This window comes from Zoogloea sp., assembly GCF_041908905.1.
Classification (GTDB): domain Bacteria; phylum Pseudomonadota; class Gammaproteobacteria; order Burkholderiales; family Rhodocyclaceae; genus Zoogloea.
Map to the genome: position 1 here is coordinate 30,348 of NZ_JAYREK010000001.1, position 25,554 is coordinate 55,901.

21 protein-coding genes are annotated in these 25,554 nt (G+C 68.6%); 1 reads left to right on the forward strand and 20 read right to left on the reverse strand.

All coding sequences use genetic code 11. The features are described from left to right. Positions 1-262: 262 nt before the first annotated feature. The 4 genes from pepA to secA all read right to left on the reverse strand — a co-directional run bounded on the left by pepA (position 263) and on the right by secA (position 7,224). Entirely contained in the window at positions 263-1,135 is an 873-nt protein-coding gene (gene pepA, locus ACE3OU_RS00140; RefSeq protein WP_374239507.1) for a flocculation-associated PEP-CTERM protein PepA, read from the reverse strand. A 279-nt stretch (positions 1,136-1,414) separates the two neighbouring features. Next, complete coding sequence (argJ, locus tag ACE3OU_RS00145; protein ID WP_374239508.1) at positions 1,415-2,653, reverse strand: bifunctional glutamate N-acetyltransferase/amino-acid acetyltransferase ArgJ; 1,239 nt, start codon at positions 2,651-2,653, stop codon at positions 1,415-1,417. Between the two features lie 157 nt (positions 2,654-2,810). Then, positions 2,811-4,274, reverse strand: a complete 1,464-nt coding sequence (locus tag ACE3OU_RS00150) for an HDOD domain-containing protein (RefSeq protein ID WP_374239509.1) — start codon at positions 4,272-4,274, stop codon at positions 2,811-2,813. Positions 4,275-4,497: 223 nt separating this feature from the next. After that, on the reverse strand, positions 4,498-7,224 hold the full coding sequence (secA, locus tag ACE3OU_RS00155; protein ID WP_374239510.1) for a preprotein translocase subunit SecA: 2,727 nt from the start codon (positions 7,222-7,224) through the stop codon (positions 4,498-4,500). A gap of 146 nt (positions 7,225-7,370) precedes the next feature. Between secA and ACE3OU_RS00160 the strand changes: the two genes are divergently transcribed. Beyond that, positions 7,371-7,805, forward strand: coding sequence for a DciA family protein (locus tag ACE3OU_RS00160; protein ID WP_374239511.1), 435 nt, complete (start codon positions 7,371-7,373; stop codon positions 7,803-7,805). Between the two features lie 14 nt (positions 7,806-7,819). Here the strand turns inward: ACE3OU_RS00160 and ACE3OU_RS00165 are convergent, their stop codons facing one another. The 16 genes from ACE3OU_RS00165 to rsmH all read right to left on the reverse strand — a co-directional run bounded on the left by ACE3OU_RS00165 (position 7,820) and on the right by rsmH (position 25,551). Next, positions 7,820-8,008, reverse strand: coding sequence for a hypothetical protein (locus tag ACE3OU_RS00165; RefSeq protein ID WP_374239512.1), 189 nt, complete (start codon positions 8,006-8,008; stop codon positions 7,820-7,822). 7 nt (positions 8,009-8,015) lie between these two features. After that, positions 8,016-8,933 (reverse strand): UDP-3-O-acyl-N-acetylglucosamine deacetylase, encoded by a 918-nt coding sequence (lpxC, locus tag ACE3OU_RS00170; RefSeq protein ID WP_374239513.1) that lies wholly within the window; start codon positions 8,931-8,933, stop codon positions 8,016-8,018. Positions 8,934-9,097: 164 nt separating this feature from the next. Next, positions 9,098-10,240, reverse strand: a complete 1,143-nt coding sequence (gene ftsZ / locus ACE3OU_RS00175) for a cell division protein FtsZ (RefSeq protein WP_374239514.1) — start codon at positions 10,238-10,240, stop codon at positions 9,098-9,100. 151 nt (positions 10,241-10,391) lie between these two features. Further along, positions 10,392-11,621: a cell division protein FtsA gene (ftsA, locus tag ACE3OU_RS00180; RefSeq protein ID WP_374239515.1), complete on the reverse strand. Its 1,230-nt coding sequence runs from the start codon at positions 11,619-11,621 to the stop codon at positions 10,392-10,394. Continuing rightward, positions 11,618-12,502, reverse strand: coding sequence for a cell division protein FtsQ/DivIB (locus ACE3OU_RS00185; RefSeq protein WP_374239516.1), 885 nt, complete (start codon positions 12,500-12,502; stop codon positions 11,618-11,620). Before ACE3OU_RS00185 ends, ftsA begins: the two co-directional genes overlap by 4 nt. Further along, the gene (locus ACE3OU_RS00190) at positions 12,495-13,409 is read right to left on the reverse strand and encodes a D-alanine--D-alanine ligase (protein ID WP_374239820.1); all 915 of its coding nucleotides are present in this window, start codon (positions 13,407-13,409) and stop codon (positions 12,495-12,497) included. Before ACE3OU_RS00190 ends, ACE3OU_RS00185 begins: the two co-directional genes overlap by 8 nt. 22 nt (positions 13,410-13,431) lie before the next feature. Beyond that, positions 13,432-14,826 (reverse strand): UDP-N-acetylmuramate--L-alanine ligase, encoded by a 1,395-nt coding sequence (gene murC / locus ACE3OU_RS00195; RefSeq protein WP_374239517.1) that lies wholly within the window; start codon positions 14,824-14,826, stop codon positions 13,432-13,434. Between the two features lie 20 nt (positions 14,827-14,846). Continuing rightward, the gene (gene murG, locus ACE3OU_RS00200; protein ID WP_374239518.1) at positions 14,847-15,905 is read right to left on the reverse strand and encodes an undecaprenyldiphospho-muramoylpentapeptide beta-N-acetylglucosaminyltransferase; all 1,059 of its coding nucleotides are present in this window, start codon (positions 15,903-15,905) and stop codon (positions 14,847-14,849) included. Between the two features lie 40 nt (positions 15,906-15,945). Continuing rightward, positions 15,946-17,181, reverse strand: a complete 1,236-nt coding sequence (gene ftsW, locus ACE3OU_RS00205) for a putative lipid II flippase FtsW (protein WP_374239519.1) — start codon at positions 17,179-17,181, stop codon at positions 15,946-15,948. Next, positions 17,178-18,569, reverse strand: coding sequence for a UDP-N-acetylmuramoyl-L-alanine--D-glutamate ligase (gene murD / locus ACE3OU_RS00210; RefSeq protein WP_374239520.1), 1,392 nt, complete (start codon positions 18,567-18,569; stop codon positions 17,178-17,180). The genes ftsW and murD overlap by 4 nt, the downstream gene beginning before the upstream one ends. A gap of 6 nt (positions 18,570-18,575) precedes the next feature. Next, a complete protein-coding gene (mraY, locus tag ACE3OU_RS00215) occupies positions 18,576-19,664 on the reverse strand; it encodes a phospho-N-acetylmuramoyl-pentapeptide-transferase (protein WP_374239521.1) in 1,089 nt (362 codons plus the stop codon). A 60-nt stretch (positions 19,665-19,724) separates the two neighbouring features. Continuing rightward, complete coding sequence (gene murF, locus ACE3OU_RS00220; protein WP_374239522.1) at positions 19,725-21,101, reverse strand: UDP-N-acetylmuramoyl-tripeptide--D-alanyl-D-alanine ligase; 1,377 nt, start codon at positions 21,099-21,101, stop codon at positions 19,725-19,727. Next, positions 21,098-22,615, reverse strand: coding sequence for a UDP-N-acetylmuramoyl-L-alanyl-D-glutamate--2,6-diaminopimelate ligase (locus tag ACE3OU_RS00225; protein WP_374239523.1), 1,518 nt, complete (start codon positions 22,613-22,615; stop codon positions 21,098-21,100). The genes murF and ACE3OU_RS00225 overlap by 4 nt, the downstream gene beginning before the upstream one ends. Further along, positions 22,612-24,366, reverse strand: coding sequence for a peptidoglycan D,D-transpeptidase FtsI family protein (locus ACE3OU_RS00230; RefSeq protein WP_374239524.1), 1,755 nt, complete (start codon positions 24,364-24,366; stop codon positions 22,612-22,614). The genes ACE3OU_RS00225 and ACE3OU_RS00230 overlap by 4 nt, the downstream gene beginning before the upstream one ends. Next, the gene (ftsL, locus tag ACE3OU_RS00235; protein WP_374239525.1) at positions 24,363-24,629 is read right to left on the reverse strand and encodes a cell division protein FtsL; all 267 of its coding nucleotides are present in this window, start codon (positions 24,627-24,629) and stop codon (positions 24,363-24,365) included. The genes ACE3OU_RS00230 and ftsL overlap by 4 nt, the downstream gene beginning before the upstream one ends. A gap of 1 nt (position 24,630) precedes the next feature. Next, a complete protein-coding gene (gene rsmH, locus ACE3OU_RS00240; protein WP_374239821.1) occupies positions 24,631-25,551 on the reverse strand; it encodes a 16S rRNA (cytosine(1402)-N(4))-methyltransferase RsmH in 921 nt (306 codons plus the stop codon). Positions 25,552-25,554 lie beyond the last annotated feature (3 nt).

Genomic DNA, 25,554 nt, shown 5'->3' on the forward strand with positions numbered 1-25,554 from the left:
CTACCCCCCGGACCGCCTCGCAGCCCCCAACGTACTGCACCACCGCTGGTTGCCCCCAAAAATCACGAGCTATGCCCGGTCCGTCAATCATGCAACCGGCACCAGGGCCAGGCGCACGGACTATCGGGCGACTTTCCGGGGGTCAAGGCAGACAGACCGCCAGACAAAAAAGCCACAACCACCCGCAGGCAGTTGTGGCTCGTGAAATTTTCAGAGATCCAGCAACCTGCGATCAGGCTGCCAAACCCCAAAAAACTCCAAATCAGGCTTTGGCGGTGCGACGACGCAGCGCGGCCAGACCCAGGCCCAGACCAACCAGAGCCATGGAAGCGGGTTCCGGCACGGCACCGCGGAAGAAGGAGCTGCCGTCGGCCTGCATGACCTGCTGGCCATTGCTCAGATAGATACCACAAGCCAGATCAGCGGCCGGGTCGTTCCAGTCGCCACAGACCTTGTAGTTGGGGTCGATGCCACCGCCGCTAGCAGCCGCAAAGCCGGTCGGCTTGACCCAGCCGCTCACAGCGCCGCCAACGTTGAGCTGGCTGGAGGTGCTGGCACCCGTCGGCTGCGGGAGGACCCAGCCCGCGGCGAACAGCACATTGCCGGGCAGGGACTGGCTGCCGGTACCACCGGACGGCTCGTTGAACATGTTGTTCTGACCGGGCAGGCCGTCGATCGCGAAGGTGCCGCTCGCACCCTGCTTGAAGCTGCCGGAGAGGATCTTGGTGCCATCGGTGATGCCGTAGCCGGTGGTGAGGTCACCGTTGTTGGCAGCATCGACGTAGATGGACCAGGAGCCGTTGTTCAGCGAAAAACGCTGCCCGCCAAACCCGTCATCGCTAACGATGGTCTCGTTGAGCTGGGCATAAACCGTCATTTCGGTGTTGCCGGTGAACTCGTAGACCTTGGTATTGCCGAGCTGCAGGGCAACGGCCTTGGACATGAAGGCCAGGTCAAACTGGGAGTCCTGGACGCCGCTGTAGTTGTAAATCCAGGCGGAACCACCGGAAGACCAGTCGATCGAGTCGAAGGTGTAGGTGTGACCATCGAGGGAGATCTGATAGGCCTGAGCAGCGCTGCTGGCAGCCATCACGGCGGCCGCGGCAACCAGGGTTTTCAGGAGGTTTTTGCGCATGTTGTTCCTTTCGGGTGTTCGATTATTTCAGGAGTACTGCCTGCCAAACATAAGCACCTAGCGTGCCAGATTTAAATCTTCTTTATAAATCAACATCTTTTTTCAAGCATTCAAGCTCGGCGAGGACACGCTTTGTTTCTTGTGTAAAAAAAACCGACAAGCCTCGTCAAAACTTGCCAAAAGCCTACTGCTCAAAAAAATTTTTGCCCGTTATGAATATCACGGACAAAACATCGCGACTGGTCTAGGAAGGTGCACGGCAGGACACGGGCGGCAGCCTCAGGAACGGTAATCGGCGTTGATCTTTACGTAGTCATACGAAAAATCGCAGGTCCACAGGGTGGCGGCCGCCTGACCGCGCCCGAGGTCGACCCGGATGGTGATTTCCGCCGCCTCCATGATCCGCGCACCGGCTTCCTCGCGGTATTCCGCGGCCCGCCCGCCCAGCTCGGCAACCAGCACCTCCTCGCCCCGGCTGCCCAGCCAGACCTTGATCCCGGCCACGTCCAGGTCGTCGATGCCCGCGTAGCCGATGGCCGCCAGGATGCGCCCCAGGTTGGGGTCGGACGCGAAGAAGGCGGTCTTGACCAGCGGCGAGTGGCCGATCGCGTAGCCCACCTTGCGGCACTCGGCGCGGTCCTGGCCCCCTTCGATCTGCAGGGTCATGAACTTGGTGGCGCCTTCGCCGTCGCGCACGATGGCCTGGGCCAGCCAGATCGCCAGCTCCAGCACCGCGGCGCGGAAAGCCGCGTAGTCGGCCGAGGCGGTATCCGTGATGGTGGCGTTGCCGGCCCGGCCGGTGGCGATCAGCATGAAGCTGTCGTTGGTCGAGGTGTCGCCATCGACGGTGATGCTGTTGAAGGAGAGGTCGGCCACCTCCTTGAGCAGCGCATCGAGCACCGGCTGAGCGACGTCGGCGTCGGTGGCCAGAAAGCCGAGCATGGTGGCCATGTTGGGTTTGATCATGCCGGCGCCCTTCGAGATGCCGGTCAGGGTGACGGTCTTGCCGCCGACCAGCACCTGGCGGGAGCTGGCCTTGGGCACCGTGTCGGTGGTCATGATGCCGTGGGCGGCGTCGAACCAGCCGTCGGCCTTCAGCGCAGCCTTCGCCGCCGGCAGGCCGGCCACCAGGCGATCCACCGGCAGCGGCTCGAGGATCACCCCGGTCGAGAACGGCAGCACCTGGGCGGCGTCGAGGCCGAGCTGGGCCGCCACCGCCTCGCAGGTGGCCCTGGCCGCGGCGAGGCCCGGCTCGCCGGTGCCCGCGTTGGCGACGCCGGTGTTGATCACCAGCGCGCGGATGCCGCCGGCCGGCAGATGGGCCTTGCAGACCTGCACCGGCGCCGCGCAGAAGCGGTTCTGGGTGAACACGCCGGCTACGCGGGCGCCCGGCGCGAGCTCGATCAGCGTGAGATCCTTGCGGTTGGCCTTGCGGATGCCGGCTTCGGCAACACCAAGACGGACACCGGGAACGGGCAGCAGGGCTGCGGCCTCAGGGGGAGAAAGCAGAACGGGCATGAGTGACTCCTGGGACAGACGCCGGATGGCAAAGTCGGGAATGATAATCCCAGAATGTGCCATCGGCCGTCCCGGGTCACCGGGACGCCCCTGCCCTGGAACCCGGCAAGATGCCGGCATCTCCGGCCGGATGCGGGTCATGCCACCCCAACCGGCCTCACGACCCCGCCCGGCTCCCCACGGGCTCCAGCGCCCCGAGCGCCGCGGCGAGCCCCGCCTGCAGCGCAAAATGCTGGACGGCGCGCCAGGCCTCGTCATCGAAGGGCCGGCCCTGGCGATCGGCGTACAACACGCCGATCTGCCGCCCCACCGGGCCAAAGGGCACCAGCACCGCCTCGTCGCAGCCGGTCACCTGGCGCAGCCGGGCGGCGGCGGAGCGCTCGAGGCCTGCCGCGTCGATCCGGCACGCCTGCGCGCTGTCGATGGCCGCATCCAGCACGTCGTCCGGGTCGCCTTCCATCGAAAAATCGAAGCGGCTGCACAGGGCCTCGGCCCCCTGCCCCAGGGCGACCCGCCCCTGCAGCCGGGCCCGGTCGCGGGTCAGCAGCGCCAGCACGACGCGCTCGCAGGCGACGCCTCGCAACACGCCGTCGGCCACCCGCAGCAGGATCTCCGGCAGCGGCGCACGGGCCAGCGTCATGGCCGCCAGATCATGCAGGATGCGCAACTGGAGTTCGGCGTCGGGCGCCTCCCGGACCGCGGCAGGGGCAACCGGCCCGACCTCCGGCGGGCTCGGCGCCTCCTGGCTGCTCCGGGCGATGATCTGCCCCGCTTCGGCGGCCCCGAACGAAGCGGCGATGCGGGCCGCCTGGGCCGCGTTGGCGACCACCTCTTCGCGCACGGTGTCGATGGGGACACCGACGTAATCTGACGTTTCCCGCAACACCTGACGGGCCACCGGAGCGCTCCAGCCCCCCTCGGCGGCCAGGGCCAGGCGCTGGCCGAGGCGCACCGCCCGCTCCGGCCCCCGGCTGCGGGTGTCGCCGTCGAGGGCCGCGGCGGCAAGGGCCCCCAGCCGCCACTCCCGCACCAGCCCTGCCGACAGATGGCGCAGGGAAAAGCCGAGCACGACCTGCTGGGCCTCTTCTTCGCTCAGGTGCGCCTGGCTCATGCAGCGCTCCAGCACCCGCGCCTGCTCGCCGCCAAAGCACCAGAAGGCCATCTCGCCCACCCGCGACAGCAGCGCCGCGATGAACACCTCTTCGGCCTGCGACTCCCCGCGTCGGCGGACGGCCCAGCGGGCCTGCACCGCGGCATGGAAGCTGCGCGCCATCTCCACGTGGATGCGCCCCCGCAAACCACCGGCCAGCAGGGAGTCGATCAGCGCCACCGACAGCGCCAGTTCGGCAACCGGGTCGAACCCCAGCACCACGATGGCCCGTGAGACGGTGCTGACGGCCTGGTTGGAGTGGTTGAAATAGGCGCTGTTGGCCAGACGCAGCACCTTGGCGGTCATCGGGGCGTCCTTCAGGATCACCTGGGCCAACGCCGAGGCCGAGGCCCGGTCGTCACCGATGATGTGCCGCAGGGCTGCCACCGTGCGCGCGAAGACCGGCATCTCGCGCCCGCGGATACGTTCGATCCAGACCGCCAGGTCGGGGGAATTGGGGGAATGACTCATCGGCTCGCCTCTGCCCCATAACGGCACCCGGCCTTGCAGCTTGAGGCCCCCCAGACGCAACGAAGCCCGCTGGGCGGGCTTCGATGATCCACACTGCCTGTGCGGGGGGCAGGACAAAACGCCGCGCCGCCGCCGGGGTCGCGATGCGGAGCGGGAGCGTACGTGAGTACGCCGGGCACCGGCATCGCGAGTTCAACGGGCGCGACGGCCCTGTCGCGGCCTTTTACGACAGCTTGCCGTGGCAGTGCTTGTACTTCTTGCCCGAGCCGCAGGGGCAGGGGTCGTTGCGGCCGACCTTGGGCGCCAGCCGCTGATCCGGCTGGGCCGCGTCGCGATCGGGGTTGGCCGCGGCCAGGGCCTCGTCGTAGTCGGCGTGGTGGTACTGGACGTTTTCGAGCTCGGGCGGGGCCTCGGCCTCTTCCAGCTGGGCTTCGGAGCGGACCTGCACGGTCATCAACAGCTTGGTGACCTCGGTGCGGACGACGCTGAGGAGGTTCTCGAAGAGTTCGAAGGCCTCGCGCTTGTACTCCTGCTTGGGGTTCTTCTGGGCGTAGCCGCGCAGGTGAATGCCCTGGCGCAGGTGGTCGAGAGCCGCCAGATGCTCACGCCAGTGGGTGTCGAGGCTCTGCAGCATCACGTTGCGCTCGAAGCCCTGCCAGGCAGCGGTATCGACCAGCGCGACCTTGTCGGCGTAGGCGCGGGCGCCGGCCTCGAGGACGCGTTGCAGGATGTCGTCGTCGCCGATGCTCGGCTCGGCCTTGATCCACTCGCCCACCGGGAGCTTGAGCTGGAACTCGGCCTCGAGGGCGAGTTCGAGGGCCGGGATGTCCCATTGCTCCTCGACGGAGTCGACCGGCACATAGACGCGGAACAGGTCGTGGAGCACGCCCTCGCGCATCGCGGTGATGGTCTCGGTGATGTCGGCGGTCTCGAGCAGCTCGTTGCGCTGCTGGTAGATCACCTTGCGCTGGTCGTTGGAGACGTCGTCGTATTCGAGGAGCTGCTTGCGGATGTCGAAGTTGCGCTGCTCGACCTTGCGCTGGGCGGTTTCGAGGGAGCGGGTCACCATGCCGGCCTCGATGGCCTCACCCTCGGGCATCTTGAGGCGGACCATGATCGCGTTGAGGCGCTCGCCGGCGAAGATCTTCATCAGCGGATCTTCGAGGGAGAGATAAAAACGGCTCTCACCCGGGTCACCCTGCCGGCCGGCACGGCCGCGCAGCTGGTTGTCGATGCGGCGGGATTCGTGGCGCTCGGTGCCGATGATCTTGAGGCCGCCGGCCTGCAGCACCTGCTCGTGGCGAACCTTCCACTCCTCGCGCAGCGCGGTGATGCGGGCTTCCTTGTCGGCGTCGGAGAGGGTTTCGTCCTCGCGGATCAGCGCAATCGGCTTCTCGACGTTGCCGCCCAGCACGATGTCGGTGCCGCGGCCGGCCATGTTGGTGGCGATAGTGATGACGCCCGGCCGCCCGGCCTCGGCGACGATCTCGGCCTCGCGGGCGTGCTGCTTGGCGTTGAGCACGTTGTGGGGCAGCTTGGCACGGTTGAGCAGATCGGAGAGCAGCTCGGAGTTCTCGATGGAGGTGGTGCCCACCAGCACCGGCTGGCCGCGCGAGACGCAGTCCTTGATGTCGGCGACGATGGCGTCGTGCTTCTCCTTCATCGTGCGGTAGACCTTGTCGTTCTGGTCCTTGCGGATCATCGGACGGGAGGTCGGCACGACGACGGTCTCGAGGCCGTAGATCTGGTGGAACTCGTAGGCTTCGGTGTCCGCGGTGCCGGTCATGCCCGACAGCTTGCCGTACATGCGGAAGTAGTTCTGGAAGGTGATCGAGGCGAGGGTCTGGTTCTCGGCCTGGATCTTCACGCCCTCCTTGGCCTCGACGGCCTGGTGCAGGCCCTCGGACCAGCGGCGGCCGGCCATCAGGCGACCGGTGAATTCGTCGACGATCACCACCTCGCCATTCTGCACCACGTAGTGCTGATCCTTGTGGTACAGCGCGTGGGCACGCAGGGCGGCGTAGAGGTGGTGGATCAGCAGGATGTTGCCCGGGTCGTAGAGGCTGGCGCCCTCGGCCAGCAGGCCCAGCCGTGCGAGGATCTCCTCGGCGTGCTCATGGCCCTGCTCGGTGAGCAGCACCGAGTGGGCCTTGAGGTCGACGGTGTAGTCACCGGGCTGGGTGATGTTGTCGCCCTCGCCTTCCTGGCGGGTCAGCATCGGCGGCACCGCGTTCATGCGCAGGTAGAGCTCGGTGTGGTCCTCGGCCTGGCCCGAGATGATCAGCGGGGTGCGGGCCTCGTCGATGAGGATGGAGTCGACTTCGTCGACGATGGCGTAGTTGAGGCCGCGCTGCACCCGCTCGCCCAGCTCGTACACCATGTTGTCGCGCAGGTAATCGAAGCCGAACTCGTTGTTGGTGCCGTAGGTGATGTCCGCCGCGTAGGCAGCCTTTTTCTGGTCGTGGGGCATCTGCGACAGGTTGCAGCCCACGCTGAGGCCCAGGAAGCGGTAGATGCGGCCCATCCAGTCGGAGTCGCGGCTGGCGAGGTAGTCGTTGACGGTGATGACATGCACGCCCTTGCCGGACAGCGCGTTGAGGTACACCGGCAGCGTGGCGGTGAGGGTCTTGCCTTCGCCGGTGCGCATCTCGGCGATCTTGCCGTCGTGGAGCACCATGCCGCCGACCAGCTGCATGTCGAAGTGGCGCATGCCGTGCACCCGCTTGCCGGCCTCGCGGACCACCGCAAAGGCTTCCGGCAGCAGCGCATCGAGGCTCTCGCCCTCCGCCACGCGGCGACGGAATTCGTCGGTCTTGCCGCGCAGTTCCACATCGCTGAGGCCCTGGATTTTCGGCTCCAGTGCGTTGATTGCACGCACTTTCTGACTGTACTGGCGAATCAGCCGGTCGTTGCGGCTGCCGAAAATTTTCTTGAGAAGGCCTGCGATCATTTGATTTGGAAGGGAAAACGCGGCAAAGGTCGGATTCTATCATGCCGTCCGGACACGGCCGTGACGCAGGACAAGTCGCCGCCCACTCTTGCCCGCCGAAGACGATCCCCATACGATGGGGGCGCTTTTCCCGATTCCAAGCCCCGATGTCCTCCACCAGCCCGATCGACAACTTCCTCGGCAGCGGCGACACCCTCGCCCGCCTGCAGGCCCACGCCGGCCGCCTGATGCGCCTGCAGCGGCAGCTGGAGGCGCTGCTCCCCGACTACATGGCCGCCGCCTGCAAGGTGGCCAACCTGAAGGGCGAGGATCTGGTCATCCACGTGGACAGCGCCGGCCTCGCCGTCAAGCTGCGCCAGGCGGTGCCCAGCCTGCTCGCCGACTTCGCCCGGGCGGGGGTGATCCTGCGGGACATCAAGGTGAAGGTGGCGGTGCGCGAATACCGCCCACCGGCGCCGCCGGTGCCCCAGCGCCACGTGAGCGAATCGACCCGCAGCGGCCTCGGCGACCTGGCGGCGAGCCTGCCGGCCGACTCGCCGCTGGCGCGGGCCCTCAAGCGTTTCGTGAAGAGCGCGGGCTGAGCGCGCCGGCGCGCTCAGGCCACCGTCACGAAAACCCGCTCGACGATCAACAGCGCAAAGAACACCAGCGCGACGATCAGCACCCAGCGGAACAGCCGCCACGCCAGCGCCAAATAGCGCGCGTCGCGGGTGAAAAAGTAGGCAAACACCGAGCCGCAGATGCCGATCCCGGCCAGCACCGCCAGGAGACGCAGCAGCAGCATGACCGACTCAGGCCGGGGCCAGCTCGAAGAGCCGGGCGACCGCCGGCGGCGTCCGCGCGTCTTCCTCGAAGGTGACGATGTCCCACGCCGTGCGGTCTTCAAGGAGCACGCGCAGGATCTGGTTGTTGAGGGCGTGGCCCGACTTGTAGGCGCTGTAGGCGGCCAGCAGCGGGTGACCCGCAAGATAGAGATCGCCGATGGCATCGAGCACCTTGTGCTTCACGAATTCGTCGGCGTAGCGCAGGCCGTCGGCGTTGAGCACCCGGTATTCGTCCATCACGATGGCGTTGTCGAGGCTGCCGCCGAGACCGAGGCCGTTGGCGCGCATGAACTCGACGTCCTGCATGAAGCCGAAGGTGCGCGCCCGCGACACCTCGCGCACGTAGGAATTCTGGGCGAAATCGATGGTCACCGAGGTGCCCGTGCTGTCGATGGCCGGATGGTTGAACAGGATGGAAAAGCTGAGCTTGAAGCCGTCGTAAGGCTCGAGGCGCACCCACTTGTCGCCTTCGACGTACTCGACCGGCTTCAGCACCCGCAGGAAGCGTTTCGGCGCCTTCTGCTCCTCGATGCCGGCCGACTGGATCAGGAACACGAAGGGCCCGGCGCTGCCGTCGAGGATGGGAATCTCGGCCGCGTCCACGTCGATGTGCACGTTGTCGACGCCGAGCCCGGCGAGGGCCGACATCAGGTGCTCGACGGTATTGACCTTCGCCCCGCCCTGCTGCAGGCCCGAGCACATGCGCGTGTCGCAGACGGCGTACGGGTCGGCCGGCAGGTCGACGACCGGGTCGAGATCGACCCGATGGAACACGATGCCGGTGTCCGGCGCCGCCGGACGCAACGTGAGGGTGACCTTGTTACCGCTGTGGAGCCCCACACCGGTGGCGCTGACGATCGTCTTCAGGGTGCGTTGCTTGAGCATGATGGAGCCCCACGTTCTGGTAATCCAATTTTAACACAGCGCCCTTGCTGCACTGCAGCAGACAACGCCGGCCTCCAGGGCCCACAAAAGCAAACGCGCAGCGGACGGAGGCGACGTCACGCTGCGCGCGGGCCCGGGGCCGCCGGAGCGGCCTCGGAGGCGGCTCAGTCCGCCTGCTTGCGCAGGAAGGCCGGGATGTCCAGGGTGGACATGCCGTTGGCGCTCATCGCCTCGACCGTGGTGCGCGAGGTGCGGCGGATCACCGCCGGCAGTTCGAGGTTGCCGTAGTCGACTTCCATGCTCACGTTGTCGGTACCCGTCCGGATGACCTGCATCTCGGGCTTGCGGGCGACGCTCGCGGCACGCACGGCGCCGAGGCCGGTGGCGACCACGGTGACGCGGATGCGGTCTTCCATGTTCTCGTCGAAGACGGTGCCGTACTTGACGAAGGCTTCGGAGGCGGCGAAGGCCTGGACGGTCTTCACGGCGTCACGCACCTCGGACATCTTCAGCGAGCGGCTGGCGGTGATGTTGATCAGCACGCAGCGGGCGCCGGACAGCTCGGTGCCTTCGAGCAGCGGCGACACGGCGGCCTGCTCGGCGGCGATGCGGGCGCGGTCGAGGCCGGACGCCTGGGCGGAACCCATCATCGCGCGGCCCATCTCGGCCATCGCGGTGCGCACGTCCTGGAAGTCGACGTTCACCAGGCCCGGCACGTTGATGATCTCGGCGATGCCACCGACGGCGCTGGTCAGCACGTTGTCGGCGGAACGGAAGCAATCCTCGAAGCCGGCGTCGTCGCCGTAGACTTCGAGCAGCTTGTCGTTGAGGACGACGATCAGCGAGTCGACCTGCTTGGAGAGCTCCTCGACACCGCTCTCGGCGACGCGGATGCGGTTTTCGAAGTCGAAGGGCTTGGTCACCACCGCAACGGTGAGGATGCCCATCTCCTTGGCGATCTCGGCCACCACGGGAGCGGCGCCGGTACCGGTGCCGCCGCCCATGCCGGCGGTGATGAAGCACATGTGGGCGCCCTCGAGGGCCGCCGCGATGGCGTCGCGGGATTCCTGCGCCGCGGCACGGCCGGCCTCCGGCTTGGAGCCGGCGCCCAGGCCGGTCTTGCCGAGCTGGACCTTGGTCGGAGCCAGGCAGCGGGACAGCGCCTGAGCGTCCGTGTTGGCGGTGATGAAATCGACGCCCTGCACACCTTCGCGGATCATGTGGTCGACGGCGTTGCCGCCGGCGCCACCGACACCGATCACCTTGATGCTGGTGCCGCCCGATGCCTTTTCAACAATTTCAAACATTTAACGCGCCTCCAAAATTGACTGCCATTACACTGCCGATCCGCACAAGGCTGGGTTATTTAGTATCGGGCCCAATATTTTACAACTAAATAAAGCCTGCACAGAGCGTGATTCTTGGGGGTTCACCCCAAAATGGTGGGCGAAACCCCGGTCAGAAATTGCGCTCGAACCAGGAGCGCATCCTCGAGAACACCTGCCCCACGTTGCGCGTCTGGCGGGCCTGCATGCCACGGCGCTTCTGGGCGGCCCCTTCCATCACCAATCCCATTGCATTGGCATAGCGCGGCTCACAGACCACCTCGGAGAGCGGGCCGTCGTAGCGCGGGTAGCCGATGCGCACCGGCATGTGGAACACCTCTTCGCCGAGCTCGACCATGCCCTGCATCACCGCCGCGCCGCCGGACAGCACGATGCCCGACGACAGCAGCTCCTCGTAGCCGCTGCGACGCAGCTCGGCCTGGACCAGCTCGTAGAGTTCGCACACCCGCGGCTCGATCACGTCGGCCAGGGCCTGGCGGGACAGCTTGCGCGGCGGACGGTCGCCCACGCCGGGCACCTCGATCATCTCGGAGGCGTCGGCCAGGGTATGCATCGCCACGCCGTGGCGGATCTTGATCTGCTCGGCGTCGGCGGTGGGGGTGCGCAGCGCGACGGCGATGTCGTTGGTGACCTGGTCGCCGGCGATGGGGATCACCGCGGTGTGGCGGATCGCGCCCTGGGTGAAGACGGCGAGGTCGGTGGTGCCGCCGCCGACTTCCACCAGGCAGACGCCCAGCTCCTTCTCGTCTTCGGAGAGGGTGGCGTAGCTGGAGGCGAGCGGCTGGAGAACCAGGTCGAGCACCTCGAGACCGCAGCGGCGCACGCACTTGACGATGTTCTGGGCCGCCGACACAGCGCCGGTGACGATGTGCACCTTGACCTCGAGGCGCACACCACTCATGCCGATCGGCTCGCGCACGCCATCCTGGCCGTCGATGACGAACTCCTGGGTCAGGATGTGCAGGATCTGCTGGTCGGCCGGCAGGGGCATCGCCCGGGCGGTCTCGATGACCCGCTCCACGTCGAGGGGCGAGACTTCCTTGTCCTTGATCGCCACCATCCCGTTGGAGTTGAAGCTGCGGATGTGGCTGCCGGCGATGCCGGTGTAGACGTCGCGGATCTTGCAGTCGGCCATCTGCTCGACCTCCTGGATGACCCGGCTGATCGCATCCACGGTGGCCTCGATGTTGACGACGACCCCCTTCTTGAGGCCCGACGAGGGCTGCGAGCTCAGGCCGACCACCTCCATGCGCCCGTCCGGCTTGAGCTCGGCGACCACGCAGGTGATCTTGGAGGTGCCGATATCGAGGCCGACGATCAGCTCTTTGTATTCTTTACTCATCGCTTACCTTTTTTGTCTTGCTTGCCCGCCGGCGCCTCGGGGACGATGGGACGGAGGGCAAATCCACTGGGGTAGCGGAGGTCCACCACCGCCACGTTCATGTTCAGTTCGGTCCGGGCCTTCGGGTAGTTGCGCACGAAGCGGGCCAGCCGCTCGTCGATCGGCGCCTTGACCTGGTCGTGGCCCAGCTCGATGGTGAGGCCGTCTTCCAGCTTGAGCTGCCACGCCTCCCGCGCCGACAGCGAGACCCCCACCAGCTGCTTGCCCAGCGGGCCGAGCTTGCCGGCGAACTCGTCGAACTTGGCGAGCAGCATGCCGGACGAACCTTCGGGCCCGCTGAAGACCGGCATCCTGGCGTTGCTGGCGGCGCTGAAGACCTCGCCGTAGCGGTTTACCAGGCGCATGTCGCCGGTTTCGCCGACCCGCCAGTAGGCGGACGCCACGTGCTCCTCGAGGCGCACCTCGACCCCGCCCGGCCAGCGTCGGCGCACGTCGGCCCGGCGCACCCACGGCAGCTTCTCGAAGGCGCCGCGGACGTCGTCGAGGTCGACGGTGAAGAAGTTGCCGCGCAGCGACGAGCGCGCCACGTATTCGAGCTGGGCCGTGGTGACCTGGGCCAGCGGCGTCATCACCACCACCTCCCGCAGCGGGAAGGCCGGCAGACGCGACAGGGCCGTCACCGCCGCGTAGCCCAGGCCGGCGGCGCCGACGACGATCAGCACGTCGGAGATCAGGTTGAGCAGCTGCGGCCTGTCCCACAGGCGGTTGCCCTCCACCGCCCGCGCGGGCCGCGCCGGTCGGGCGGCACGGACGCGCTTGGCCAGGCCGGGCTTGGCGCCGGGCTCGGGCGGGACGTTGGAGGTGCTGCGCTCGTCAGCCAAGGCGCGCTCCGGAGAGGATCTCGAGGCACAGGGCCTCGAACGACAGCCCGGCCACCCGCGCCGACATGGGCACCAGCGAGTGGTTGGTCATGCCCGGCGCGGTGTTGATCTCGAGCAGGGTGAAGCTGCCGTCGTCCCGCAGGATCAGGTCGGCGCGCCCCCAGCCGCGGCAGCCGAGCACCTTGGCGCAGCGCACGATGGCGGCCTGGATCGCGGTCTCGACGGCTTCCGGCAGGCCGCTCGGGCAGTAATACTGGGTGTCGTCGGTGAAGTACTTGTTCTGGTAGTCGTAGTTGCCCCCCGGCGCGACGATGCGCACCAGCGGCAGCGCCCGCTCACCCAGGAAGGGCGCGGTGAGCTCCTGGCCGGTGACGAACTCCTCGGCCAGCACCAGCGAATCGAAGCGGGCGGCGAGTTCCCAGGCGGCCTTGAGCTGGCCGGCCTCGGTGACCTTGGTGGCGCCCATGCTGGAGCCTTCATGCACCGGCTTCACGAAGATCGGCAGGCCCAGGTCGGCCACCACGGCGTCCCAGTCGGTGTCGGCGTCGAGGATCGCGAAGCGCGGCGTCGGCAGGCCGGCGGCCAGCCACACCAGCTTGGTGCGCCACTTGTCCATGGCGATCGCCGAAGCCATCACGCCGCTGCCGGTGTAGGGGATCTGCATCAGCTCGAGGGCGCCCTGCACCGTGCCGTCCTCGCCACCGCGGCCATGCAGCGCGATGAAGGCCCGGTCGAAGCCCTCTTCCTTGAGGATGTGCAGGTCCCGCTCGGCGGGGTCGAAGGCGTGGGCATCCACGCCTGCCGCCTGCAGGGCCGCCAGCACCGCGGCGCCCGACATCAGCGAGATCTCGCGCTCGGCCGAATTGCCGCCCAGCAGCACCGCCACCTTTCCGAATTTTCCGGCCACCGCCGTCTTCACTTCCGTCACGTCACGCCTCGCCATTCACCAATTTGCCCGGCACACCGCCGATACTGCCGGCACCCATGGTGATCACCACGTCGCCATCCTGCGCCGCGGACAGGATCGCCCCCGGCATGTCTTCGATGCTCTCCACGAACACCGGCTCGATCTTGCCCGCCACCCGCAGCGCCCGCGCCAGCGAACGGCCGTCGGCGGCCACGATGGGCGTCTCGCCGGCGGCGTACACCTCGCCGAGGAGCAGCGCGTCGACGGTGGACAGGACCTTCACGAAATCCTCGAAACAATCCCGGGTGCGCGTGTAGCGGTGGGGCTGGAAGGCCAGCACCAGACGCTTGTCGGGGAAGGCCCCGCGGGCCGCGGCGATGGTGGCCGCCATCTCGACCGGGTGGTGGCCGTAGTCGTCGATCACCGTCGCGCTGCCGCCACCGGGCAGGGCCACCTCGCCGTAGCGCTGGAAGCGCCGGCCGACGCCCTTGAACTCGGCCAGCGCCTTGACGATGGCCTCGTCGGAGACGCCGACCTCGGTGGCCACGGCGATCGCCGCCAGGGCGTTGAGCACGTTGTGGCGGCCCGGCAGGTTGAGGGTGACGGACAGGCGGCTGGTGGTGCCATTGACGCGCACCACGTCGAAGCACATCCGGCCCTCCTCGGCGCGGACGTTCTCGGCGCGCACGTTGGCCGACTCGGAGAAACCGTAGCGGACGATCTGCTTGGAGACCAGCGGCATGATCGAGCCCACGTGCCGGTCGTCCTCGCACAGCACCGCCACACCATAAAAGGGCAGGTGCTGCAGGAAATCGACAAAGGATTGCTTGAGCCGGGCGAAATCGTGCCCGTAGGTCTCCATGTGGTCGGCGTCGATGTTGGTGACCACCGAGATCACCGGCGTCAGCAGCAGGAAGGAGGCGTCGGATTCGTCCGCCTCGGCGACCAGGAAATCGCCCTTGCCCAGGCGCGCGTTGGCGCCGGCCGCGTTGAGCTTGCCGCCGATCACGAAGGTCGGGTCGAGGCCGCCCTCGGCGAGGATGCTCGCCACCAGCGAGGTGGTGGTGGTCTTGCCGTGGGTGCCGGCGATGGCGATGCCCTGCTTGAGGCGCATCAGCTCGGCGAGCATCTGGGCGCGGGGCACCACCGGGATGTGGCGGGCGCGGGCGGCGAGGACTTCCGGGTTGTCGCCCTTGACGGCGGTGGAGGTGACCACCGCGTCGGCGTCGAGCACGTTGTCGGCTGCGTGGCCCTGGATCACCCGGGCCCCGAGGGCCTTCAGGCGGCGGGTGGCGGCGTTGTCGCCCAGGTCGGAGCCGCTGACCTCGTAGCCGAGGTTGAGCAGCACCTCGGCGATGCCGCTCATGCCGGCGCCGCCGATGCCGACGAAGTGAATGCTTTTGACTTTGTGTTTCACGTCGATTTCCGTTTCTTCAATCAGCGGGCGAGGCCCGCGCACAGCTCGGCGACACGGCGGGTGGCATCCGGCCGGGCGCAGTGGCGGGCCTTCTCGGCCATCGCCAGCAGGCGCTCGCGGGTCATTTCCTGCAGCAGCGCGGCGAGGCGCTGCGGCGTCAGTTCGGTCTGGGGCAGCAGGACTGCCGCGCCGGCATCGGCGAGGAAGCGGGCGTTGCCGGTCTGGTGATCGTCCACCGCATGGGGAAAGGGCACCAGCACGCTGGCGACACCCGCCGCGGCGAGCTCGGCCACCGTGAGGGCGCCCGCCCGGCAGATCACCAGGTCGGCGCCAGCGTAGCGGGCGGCCATGTCATCGATGAAGGGCAGCAGCTCACCGGTGACCCCGGCGGCCTGATAGCCGGCCCTCAGCGCCTCGATCTGCCGGGTGCCGGCCTGGTGGGTGACCTGCGGGCGGGCCTCCGGTGCGAGCAGCGCGAGGGCCTTCGGCATTGCGTCGTTGAGGGCCGCAGCGCCCAGGCTGCCGCCGACCACCAGCACCTTCAGCGGGCCGGTTCGGCCGGCGAAGCGCTCGGCGGGCGGCGCCACCGCGGCGATGTCGGCGCGCACCGGGTTGCCCAGCCATTCGCCCTTCTTGAGGACGTCGGGGAAGCCGGTGACGACCTTGTCGGCCACACCGGCCAGCACCCGGTTGGCGAGGCCGGCCACGGAGTTCTGTTCATGCACGACCACCGGCCGCCCGAGCAAGGCCGCCATCATGCCGCCCGGGAAGGTGACGTAGCCGCCCATGCCGAGCACCACGTCGGGACGGACGCGGCGGATCTGGGCGAGGGCCTGGGCGAAGCCGCGCAGCAGGTTGAACGGCAGCAGCAGCTTGCGCAGCAGCCCCTTGCCCCGCAGCGCGGTGAAGCGGACCCAGGCCACTTCGTAGCCGCTGGCGGGCACGATGCGCGCTTCCATGCCGTCGGGGTTGCCCATCCAGACCACCTTCCAGCCCCGCTCGCGCAGCGCGTCGGCGACCGCGAGGCCGGGATAGATGTGACCGCCGGTGCCCCCGGCCATGACCATCAGCGTAGGCATCAGACGGACTCCCGGAACGAGAAGGCGTCGGGGAGGCGGGTCATGCGCCGGCTCCCCTCATGATCTGGCGATTCTCCCAGTCGATGCGCAGCAGGATCGCCAGGGCCACGCAGTTGGCGAGGATGCCGGAGCCGCCGAAGCTCATCAGCGGCAGGGTCAGGCCCTTGGTGGGCAGCAGGCCCATGTTCACACCCATGTTGATGAAGGACTGCACGCCGATCCAGATGCCGATGCCCTGGGCCACCAGCGCCGCGTAAGTGCGCTCGAGGGTGACGGCCTGCTTGCCGATCGCGAAGGCGCGCTGGATCAGCACCGCGAAAAGCAGCACGACCATGAACACCCCGGCAAAGCCGAGCTCCTCGGCGATCACGGCGAGCAGGAAGTCGGTGTGGGCCTCGGGCAGGTAGAAGAGCTTCTCGATGCTGCCCCCCAGCCCGACGCCGAACCATTCGCCGCGGCCGAAGGCGATGAGCGCGTGGGAAAGCTGGTAGCCCTTGCCGTAGGCGTCCTGCCACGGGTCCATGAAGCCCAGGATGCGCTGGCGACGGTATTCCGAGAAGGTGATCAGCAGCACGAAGCCGATGGTCGCGACGACCGCCAGCAGCACGAACAGGCGCACGTTGATGCCGCCCAGGAAGAGCACGCCGAAGGCGATCGCGGTGATCACCACGAAGGCGCCGAAGTCGGGCTCCTTGAGCAGCAGGAAGCCGACGAACAGGATCACCCCGGCCATCGGCGCGAAGCCCTGCTTGAAGCTGCCCATCAGCGGCAGCTTGCGGGTGGTGTAGTCGGCGGCGTAGAGGGCTGCAAAGAGCTTCATCAGCTCGGACGGCTGCAGGTTGACGACCCCCAGCGGCAGCCAGCGGCGGGCGCCGTTGACATCGCGGCCGATGCCGGGGATCAGCACCACCAGCAGCAGCACGACCCCGGCGATGAACAGCCATGGCGCCATCTCCTGCCACGCCCGCATCGGGATCTGGAACACCACCACCCCGGCGATCACCCCGACGGCCAGGAACACCGCGTGGCGCACCAGGAAGTAGGCCGGCTGGTGGCCGAACATGCGGCTGCCCTCGGCGGTAGCGATGGAGGCCGAGAAGACCATGATCAGCCCCAGCAGCAGCAGCGCCGCGGCGGACCAGATCAGCCAGGGGTCGAGCTCCCGCGGCTGGCCGACGGGCTGCAGCAGGCGATTGACCGCGCGGCTGGTCACCGGCCCGGCGGCGTCCGGGGCGGAGCGGGAGAACAGGCCGGAGAGGTTGTCGGCGAGCTTCATGCGGGGCGGACTCCGGGCAGACGCAGCACCGCATCGATGAACACCTGGGCGCGATGGGCGTAGTTGCGGAACATGTCGAGGCTGGCGCAGGCCGGTGACAGCAGCACCACGTCGCCGGCCTGGGCGCGGGCGTCGGCGAGCAGCACGGCGGCGTCCATGTCGGCCGCATGCAGCAGCTCGACGCCGCAGCCGGCAACGGCCGCCTCGATGGCCCCGGCGTCGCGGCCGATCAGCACCACGGCGCGGGCATAGCGGGCGAAGGCATCCTTGAGAGGCGAGAAATCCTGGCCCTTGCCGTCGCCGCCGGCGATCAGCACGACCTTGCAGCGCAGCCCCTCGAGGGCGGCGACGGTGGCGCCCACGTTAGTGCCCTTGGAGTCGTCGTAATAGCTGACGCCGTCGGCCCGCTCGGCCACCTTCTCGACCCGGTGCGGCAGGCCGCGGAAGGCCTTGAGGGTGGCAACCAGCCCGTCCCGGGGCAGGCCGGCGGCCTCGCAGAGGGCCAGCGCCGCGAGGGCGTTGGCGACGTTGTGGTTGCCGGTCAACTGTAGTTCGGAACGCTGCAGCAGCCGCTCGCCGCCACGGGCCAGCCATTCGGTGCCGGCTTCGACGCCGACGCCGAAGTCGTCGGGCCCGGCGGGCGCGTCGAGGCCGAAGGTGAACACCCGGCGCCCGGCCAGGGCCATCGCCTTGACCCGCGCATCGTCGCGGTTGAGCACCTGCACGCCGCCACCGGCGAACACCGCGGCCTTGGTGGCGGCGTAGTCGTCGAGGCCGGCGTAGCGGTCGAGGTGGTCGTCGGTGACGTTGAGCACGGTGGCCGACGCGGCATCGAGGGCCGGCCCGGTCTCGAGCTGGAAGCTGGAGAGCTCCAGCGCCCAGGCCTGGGGCAGCGGGCGGCCTGCGTCCTGGCGCTCCATGATCACGTCGAGGGCGGCCGGGCTGATGTTGCCGGCCACCACGCCGTCCAGCCCGACGCCGCGCAGCATCTCGCCGACCAGGGTGGTGGTGGTGGTCTTGCCGTTGGTGCCGGTGATCGCGATGAGGCGGGTGGTGTCGCGCACCCCGAGGTCGGTCAGGGCCTGCACGAAGAGATCCATCTCGCCGACCACCGGGATGCCCCGGGCGCGGGCGGCCTGCACCAGCGGCTGGCGCGGGTCGAGGCCGGGGCTGATGGCGAGGCGGCCGACGCCGTCGAGCAGCGTCTCGGCAAACGGGCCGGTGACGATCTCGGCGGCCGGAGCCTCGGCGCGCAGGCGCTCGACGCCGGGGGGCGTGTCACGGGAATCGGCGACCCGCAGGGCGACACCCTGCCGGGCCAGCCAGCGGGCCATCGCCAGGCCGGATTCGCCGAGGCCGAGGACGAGAGTGAGCTCAGAACGGGCCATGGCTGCTTACCGCAGTTTGAGGGTGGACAGCCCGAACAGCACGAGCATGATGGTGATGATCCAGAAGCGCACGACGACCTGGGTCTCCTTCCAGCCGCCCAGCTCGTAGTGGTGATGCAGCGGCGCCATCCGGAAGATGCGTTTGCCGCCGGTGTACTTGAAGTAGAGCACCTGCACCATCACCGACAGGGCCTCGGCCACGAAGAGGCCGCCCATGATGAAGAGCACGATCTCCTGGCGCACGATCACGGCGATGGTGCCCATCGCGGCGCCCAGCGCCAGCGCGCCCACGTCGCCCATGAAGACCTCGGCCGGGTAGGCGTTGAACCACAGGAAGCCGAGACCGGCGCCGGCGATCGCGCCGCAGATCACGGCCAGCTCGCCCGCGCCGGGGATGTAGGGCACCCCGAGGTACTTGGAGAAGCCCATGTGGCCGGCCACGTAGGCGAAGATCGCCAGCGCGGCGCTGACCATCACGGTGGGCATGATCGCCAGCCCGTCGAGGCCGTCGGTGAGGTTCACCGAATGGCTGGTGCCGTTGATCACGAAATAGGTGAGGACGATGAAGCCGATCACCCCCAGCGGGTAGCTCACCGCCTTGAAGAAGGGCACGATCAGCTCGAGCTGGGCCGGCAGCGTGGCGGTGAGGCCGAGGAAGCTCGCCGCGCCGAGGGCGATGGCCGAGGTCCAGAAGTACTTCCAGCGGCTCGCCAGGCCCTTCGGGTCGCGGTAGACCACCTTGCGCCAGTCGTCGACCCAGCCCACGGCGCCGAAGCCGAGGGTCACCAGCAGCACCACCCACACGTACTTGTTGCTGAGGTCACCCCACAGCAGGGTCGTGAGGGCGATCGCGATGAGGATCAGCGCGCCCCCCATGGTCGGCGTGCCGGCCTTGGTGAGGTGCGACTTGGGGCCGTCGTCGCGCACCGCCTGGCCGATCTTCTTGGCGGCCAGCCAGCGGATGACCGGCGGCCCGAAGACCAGCGAGAGCAGCAACGCGGTGCCCGCGGCCAGCATGGTCCGCAGCGTGATGTAGCCGAAGACGTTGAAAAAACGCGCATCCTTGCCGAGCCACAGGGCCAGTTCAAGCAGCATGGCGGCCTCCCGAAATCATTGGGCAGGACACCGTGGCAACAGCCGTACAACAAAAACTCATCAAACCTTCTCCGCGATGGCGTCGACGACCCGTTCCATCTTCATGAAACGCGAGCCCTTGACGAGCACCACCGTATCTTCATTGAGCTCCGCCTTCAGCGCCGCGACGAGGTCGTCGACCTTGCTGAAGTGGAACCCGCCTTCGCCGAAGTTGCGCGCCGCAACCTCGCTCATCTCACCCAGACCGAACAGGAAGTCGACGCCTTCGCTCTTGGCGTAGCCGCCGATCTCGTCGTGGTACTGGAAACTCTGCTCGCCGATCTCGCCCATGTCGCCGATCACGAGGATCTTGCGGCCCGGCGTGGCAGCGAGCACTGCGATGCCGGCGCGCATCGAATCGGGGTTGGCGTTGTAGCTGTCGTCGATGACGACCGCGCCATGGGCGCCCTTGCGCAGGTGCAGGCGGCCCGGCGTGCCCGTGTAGGTGCCGAGGCCGTCCGCGACGGCGTCCAGGCTCGCCCCCGCGGCCAGGCAGGCCGCCGACGCGGCGAGGGCGTTGCGGACGTTGTGCAGGCCGGGCACCTGCAGGCGGAAGCGGGCCTCGCCCTGGGGCGTGGTGAGCACCAGGTCGCTGGCAAAACCGTGGGAGGTGCAGCGGGCGGTCACGTCGGCGCCGGCGGACAGGCCGAAGGTCAGGATCTCGCGGCCGGCGTTGAGTGCCTTCCAGTAACCGGCAAAGGCGTCGTCGGCGTTGATCACCGCCACGCCGTCGGCGGACAGGCCCTCGTAGATCGCGCCCTTCTCGCGGGCCACCTCGTTGACGCTGCCCATGCCCTGCAAGTGGGCCCGCTGGGCATTGTTGACGAGCGCCACGGTGGGCGCGGCGAGGCGGGTGAGGTAGCCGATCTCGCCCGGGTGGTTCATGCCCATCTCGATGACCGCCGCCCGGTGGTTGCCCGACAGGCGCAGCAACATCAGCGGCAGGCCGATGTCGTTGTTGAGGTTACCCTGGGTGGCCAGCACCGCGAGGTCGGGGTCGAGCCCGTCGAAGCGGGCCTGGGCGCGCAGGATCGCGGCGCACATCTCCTTGACCGAGGTCTTGCCATTGCTGCCGGTGACGCCGATCAGCGGCAGCTCGAAGCGGTTGCGCCAGCCGGCCGCCAGCCGGCCCAGGCCGAGGCGGGTGTCGTCGACGATCAGCAGCGGCAGCGGCACCGGGTTGGCGGCGGCCCACGCCTTGTCCACCATCGCGGCCACCGCGCCCTGGGCGGCCACCGCGGCGACGTAGTCGTGGCCGTCGAAGCGGTCGCCCCGCAGCGCCACGAACAGCTGGCCGGGTCTGATCGCCCGGGAGTCGGTGCTCACCGACGAAAAGAGCACCTGCCCGCCGACGGCGGTACCGCCGGTGGCCAGGGCAGCGTCCTGGAGATCCATCATGAGAGTTCCCCCTGGGCTTCGTTCCAGGTTTCGAGCGCCGCGCGGGTCTGGTCCACATCGGAGAAGGGGTGGCGGATGCCCTGGATCTCCTGGTAGGCCTCGTGGCCCTTGCCGGCGATCACGATCACGTCGTCGGCGGCAGCCGCCAGGATCGCGCTGCGGATGGCCTCGGCCCGGTCGGGGATGATCTCGGCGCCCTCCCCCACCCCGGCGGCGATGGCCTGCAGGATCAGGCCCGGGTCTTCGCCCCGCGGGTTGTCGCTGGTGAGCACGACCTTGTCGGCCAGACGGCGGGCCACCTCGCCCATCAGCGGGCGCTTGCCCGGGTCGCGGTCGCCGCCGCAGCCGAACACGCAGACCAGGCGCCCGTTGCGGGCCCTGGCGGTCGGGCGGACGGCGGTGAGCACCTGCTCGAGGGCGTCGGGCGAGTGAGCATAGTCGACCACCACCAGCGGGTCGCCGACGCCGCCGAGGGTCTGCATGCGGCCCTGGGGCGGGGTCAGGTCTTCGGCCACGGTGGCCGCGTCCTCGAGGGAGAAGCCGGAGGCCAGCAGGGTGCCGATCACCGCCAGCAGGTTGGAGACGTTGAACTGCCCGACGAGGTTGGGATAGAGATCGGCCGACTCGTTGCCGCTGCGGGCCGTGAAGCGGATGCCGGCGGCCGTCGTGGTGAGGCGCTCGGCGACGATCAGGCGATTGACCGGCGCCACCTCGGCGTTGGTGGGGTTGAGCGTGTAGCCGATCACCTGCAGGCCCCGGCCGGCGAGGCGGCGGGCCTGCTCGACGCCGAAGTGGTCGTCGAGGTTGAGCACCGCGGCGCGCAGGCCGGGCATGTCGAAGAGGCGGGCCTTGGCCGCCCCGTAGAGCTCCATGCTGCCGTGGTAGTCGAGGTGGTCGCGGGTGAGGTTGGTCAGCACCGCCACGTCGAAGTGGGCGCCGTTGAGGCGCTCCTGGTCGAGGCCGATGGACGAGACCTCCATCGCCGCCACGTCGGCCTTCGCCGCGCGGAACTCGGCCAGCGTGCGGTGCAGGGTGAGGCTGTCGGGGGTGGTGTTGAGGCTGGACGACAGGGCGCCCGGGAACCCGTTGCCGAGGGTGCCGATGACGCCACACTTGCGCCCCAGGGCCATGAAGGCGCGGGACAGCCACTGGGTGACCGAGGTCTTGCCGTTGGTGCCCGTCACGCCCACCAGCCAGAGGGCCTCGGAGGGGCGCCCGTAAACCTCGTGGGCCAGGTAGCCCGCCAGGGACGCGAGGCCGTCGATGGGGATGTTGGGCACCTGCAGGCTGTCGTCCCAGACGTGCCCGGAGCGCTCCCACAGCACGGCGGCGGCGCCGGCATGGACGGCATCGACGATGAAGCGCCGCCCGTCGACCCGATGGCCGGGGCAGGCCAGAAACACGTCGCCCGCCAGCACCTGGCGGGAATCGACGCACAGACGACGGACTTCCACGCCTTCGGCGGCGAGGTGCGCCAGGATCTCCTGGACTTGCTGCGGTGGCGTGGCGCTCACATGGCCTCCCGAACCGGTGCGGCGGCGCCGCGGGCCACCTGGAGCGGCTTGAGCGGTGCGTCCGGCGGCACCCCGAGGGTACGCAGGGCCCCGCCCGTGACCTGGGCGAAGATCGGCGCCGCCACGTCGCCGCCGTAATGCTTGCCGTTGCTCGGCTCGTCGATCATCACGGCGACGATCAGGCGCGGATCGGAGATCGGCGCGATGCCCACGAAGGACGCCACGTAGCGGTTGGCGTAGTGCCCGCCGACCAGCTTCATCGCGGTGCCCGTCTTGCCGCCGACGCGGTAGCCCGGCACGTTGGCCTGCTGGGCGGTGCCACCCGGCTGCACGACCATCTCGAGCATCTGGCGGACCTCCCGGGCGGTCTGCGGCGAGAACACCCGCGTGCCATGCACCGGCGGCGTATCCACGCGGGACAGGGACAGGGGCACGATGTCGCCGTCGCGGGCGAAGACCTGATAGGCGTTGGCCATCTGCATGAGGTTGACCGACATGCCGTGGCCGTAGGACATGGTGGCCTGCTCGATGGGCCGCCAGTTCTTGGCCGGCCGCAGGCGACCGCCCACCTCGCCGGGGAAGCCGAGCTTCAGGGGAGAGCCGAAACCGAGATCGTCGAGCATCTTCCACATGGTTTCCGGCGGGAAGCTCAGCGCCATCTTGGCGGCGCCGATGTTGGACGATTTCTGGATCACCTGGGCGACGGACAGGGCGCCGTGGGGGTGCGCGTCGGAGATCGTCGCGCTGCCGATGGTCATGCGGCCCGGCGCGCAGTTGATGATGGTGTTGGCGGTGACCTTGCCCTTCTCGAGCGCCAGAGCGGCAGTGAAGGGCTTCATCGTCGAGCCGGGCTCGAAGGTGTCGGTCAGGGCCCGGTTGCGCAGCTGGTCGCCGGTGAGCTTGACCCGGTTGTTGGGGTTGTAGGTGGGCGCGTTGGCGAGGGCGAGGATCTCGCCGGTCTTGGCGTCGATCACCACCACCCCGCCGGCCTTGGCCTTGTGGTCGATCATCGCCTGCTTGAGGGCGGCGTGGGCCAGGTACTGGATCTTGTTGTCGATGGCGAGGGCGACCTCACGGCCATCCTGGGGCAGGCGGATGGACTGCACATCCTCGACCACGTTGCCGCGCCGGTCCTTGACGACCCGCCGGGAGCCGGGCTTGCCGGCCAGGGCCGACTCGAAGGCGAGCTCGATGCCCTCCTGCCCCTTGTCGTCGACGCCGGTGAAGCCGACCACGTGGGCCATCACGTCGCCCCCCGGGTAGAAGCGGCGATACTCCCGCTGATCATGGATGCCGGGGAGCTTGAGCGCCGCGATGCGGTCGGCCAGCTCGGGCGAAACCTGCCGCTTGAGGAAGACGAAATCCTTGTCGACGGACAGCTTCTGATTGACCTCCAGGACCGGCATCTCGAGCAGGGCCGCCAGCTGGCGGATCTGGCCGGGGTTCAGCTTCCTGGCGTCGTCGGGGATCGCCCACACCGACTTGACCGGCGAAGACACGGCCAGCACGTCGCCCTGACGATCGGTGATCTTGCCGCGGGTGGCGGGCACCTCGAGCACGCGGGCGTAGCGCGATTCGCCCTTGGCCTGCAGGAACTGATCATTGACGCCCTGCAGATAGGCCGCCCGGCCCACCAGCGCAAGGGAGCCGCCGAGCAGGCACAGCAGCACGAAGCGCGGCCGCCAGGCCGGCAGCTCGGAGCGCAGCAGGGGATTGTGGTTGAAGGTGACGCCCTTCTTGGCCTTGGTCATGGCCGCTCCTCGATGGCGATGATCTGCCCTGGCAGAGGTGGGCGCATCGCGAGTTTCTCGCGAGCGAGTTTTTCGATGCGGGCGTGGGCCGCCCAGGTACTTTGTTCGAGCTGCAGCTGGCCCCACTCGACCTCGAGCTGGCGGGAACGCTGCTGCTCGCGCTCGACGGCCGCATACAGCTTGCGGGCCTGGTGCTGGGACGCGACGACGCCGAGGCTGCTCGCCACCACCAGCATCACGAGGAATCCGGTCAGTCGCGCCATGTCAGTCAGCCGCCCGCTCGGCGACCCGCATCACCGCGCTGCGGGAGCGCGGGTTGGCCGCCACCTCGTCGTCCGACGGCCACACCGGCTTGCCCACCAGGGCCAGCTTGGGCTTTGGCAGGTCGGCCGCGCGCACCGGCAGGCGCGCCGGCAGCTGCGGCGGCCGCGACGCGTCGCGCATGAAGCGCTTGACGATGCGGTCTTCGAGGGAATGAAAGCTGATCACCACCAGACGGCCTCCCGGCGCCAGCGCTGCCACGACCTGCGGCAGGACTAGCGACAGCTCCTCAAGCTCTTGATTGACGCAAATCCGTAGAGCCTGGAAGGTGCGCGTCGCTGGGTGCTGCCCCGGCTCGCGTGTGCGGACCGTCTTTTCCACGAGTGCGGCAAGCTGTCCAGTGGTTGCAACATGCCCCCCTGTCCGAGCAGCAGCAATCGCCTTTGCAATCTCATAAGCAAACCGTTCTTCACCGTATTCCCTCAACACCCGGGTTATCTCTGCGACTGGCGCTTCCGCCAGCCACTCCGCCGCAGTCAGACCGCGGGTCGTATCCATTCTCATGTCGAGCGGCGCGTCGAAGCGGAAGCTCATGCCCCGCTCCGCCTCGTCCAGCTGGGGGGAAGAAACCCCCAGGTCCAGCAGGACGCCGTCGACCTTGTCCACCCCGCGCTCGGCCAGCGCCTCGGCAAACGCCGAGAACGGCGCATGCACCAGCTCGAAGCGCGGATCTTCGATCCTGCTGCCGGCCGCGATGGCCACCGGATCGCGGTCGAAGGCGATCAGCCGGCCCTCCGGCCCCAGCTGCGCCAGGACCGCCCGGCTATGGCCGCCGCGCCCGAAGGTGCCGTCCACGTAAATACCCGCCGGCTTGATGGCCAGCGCCTCGACGGCTTCGTTGAGCAGCACCGTGATATGCGACATCGT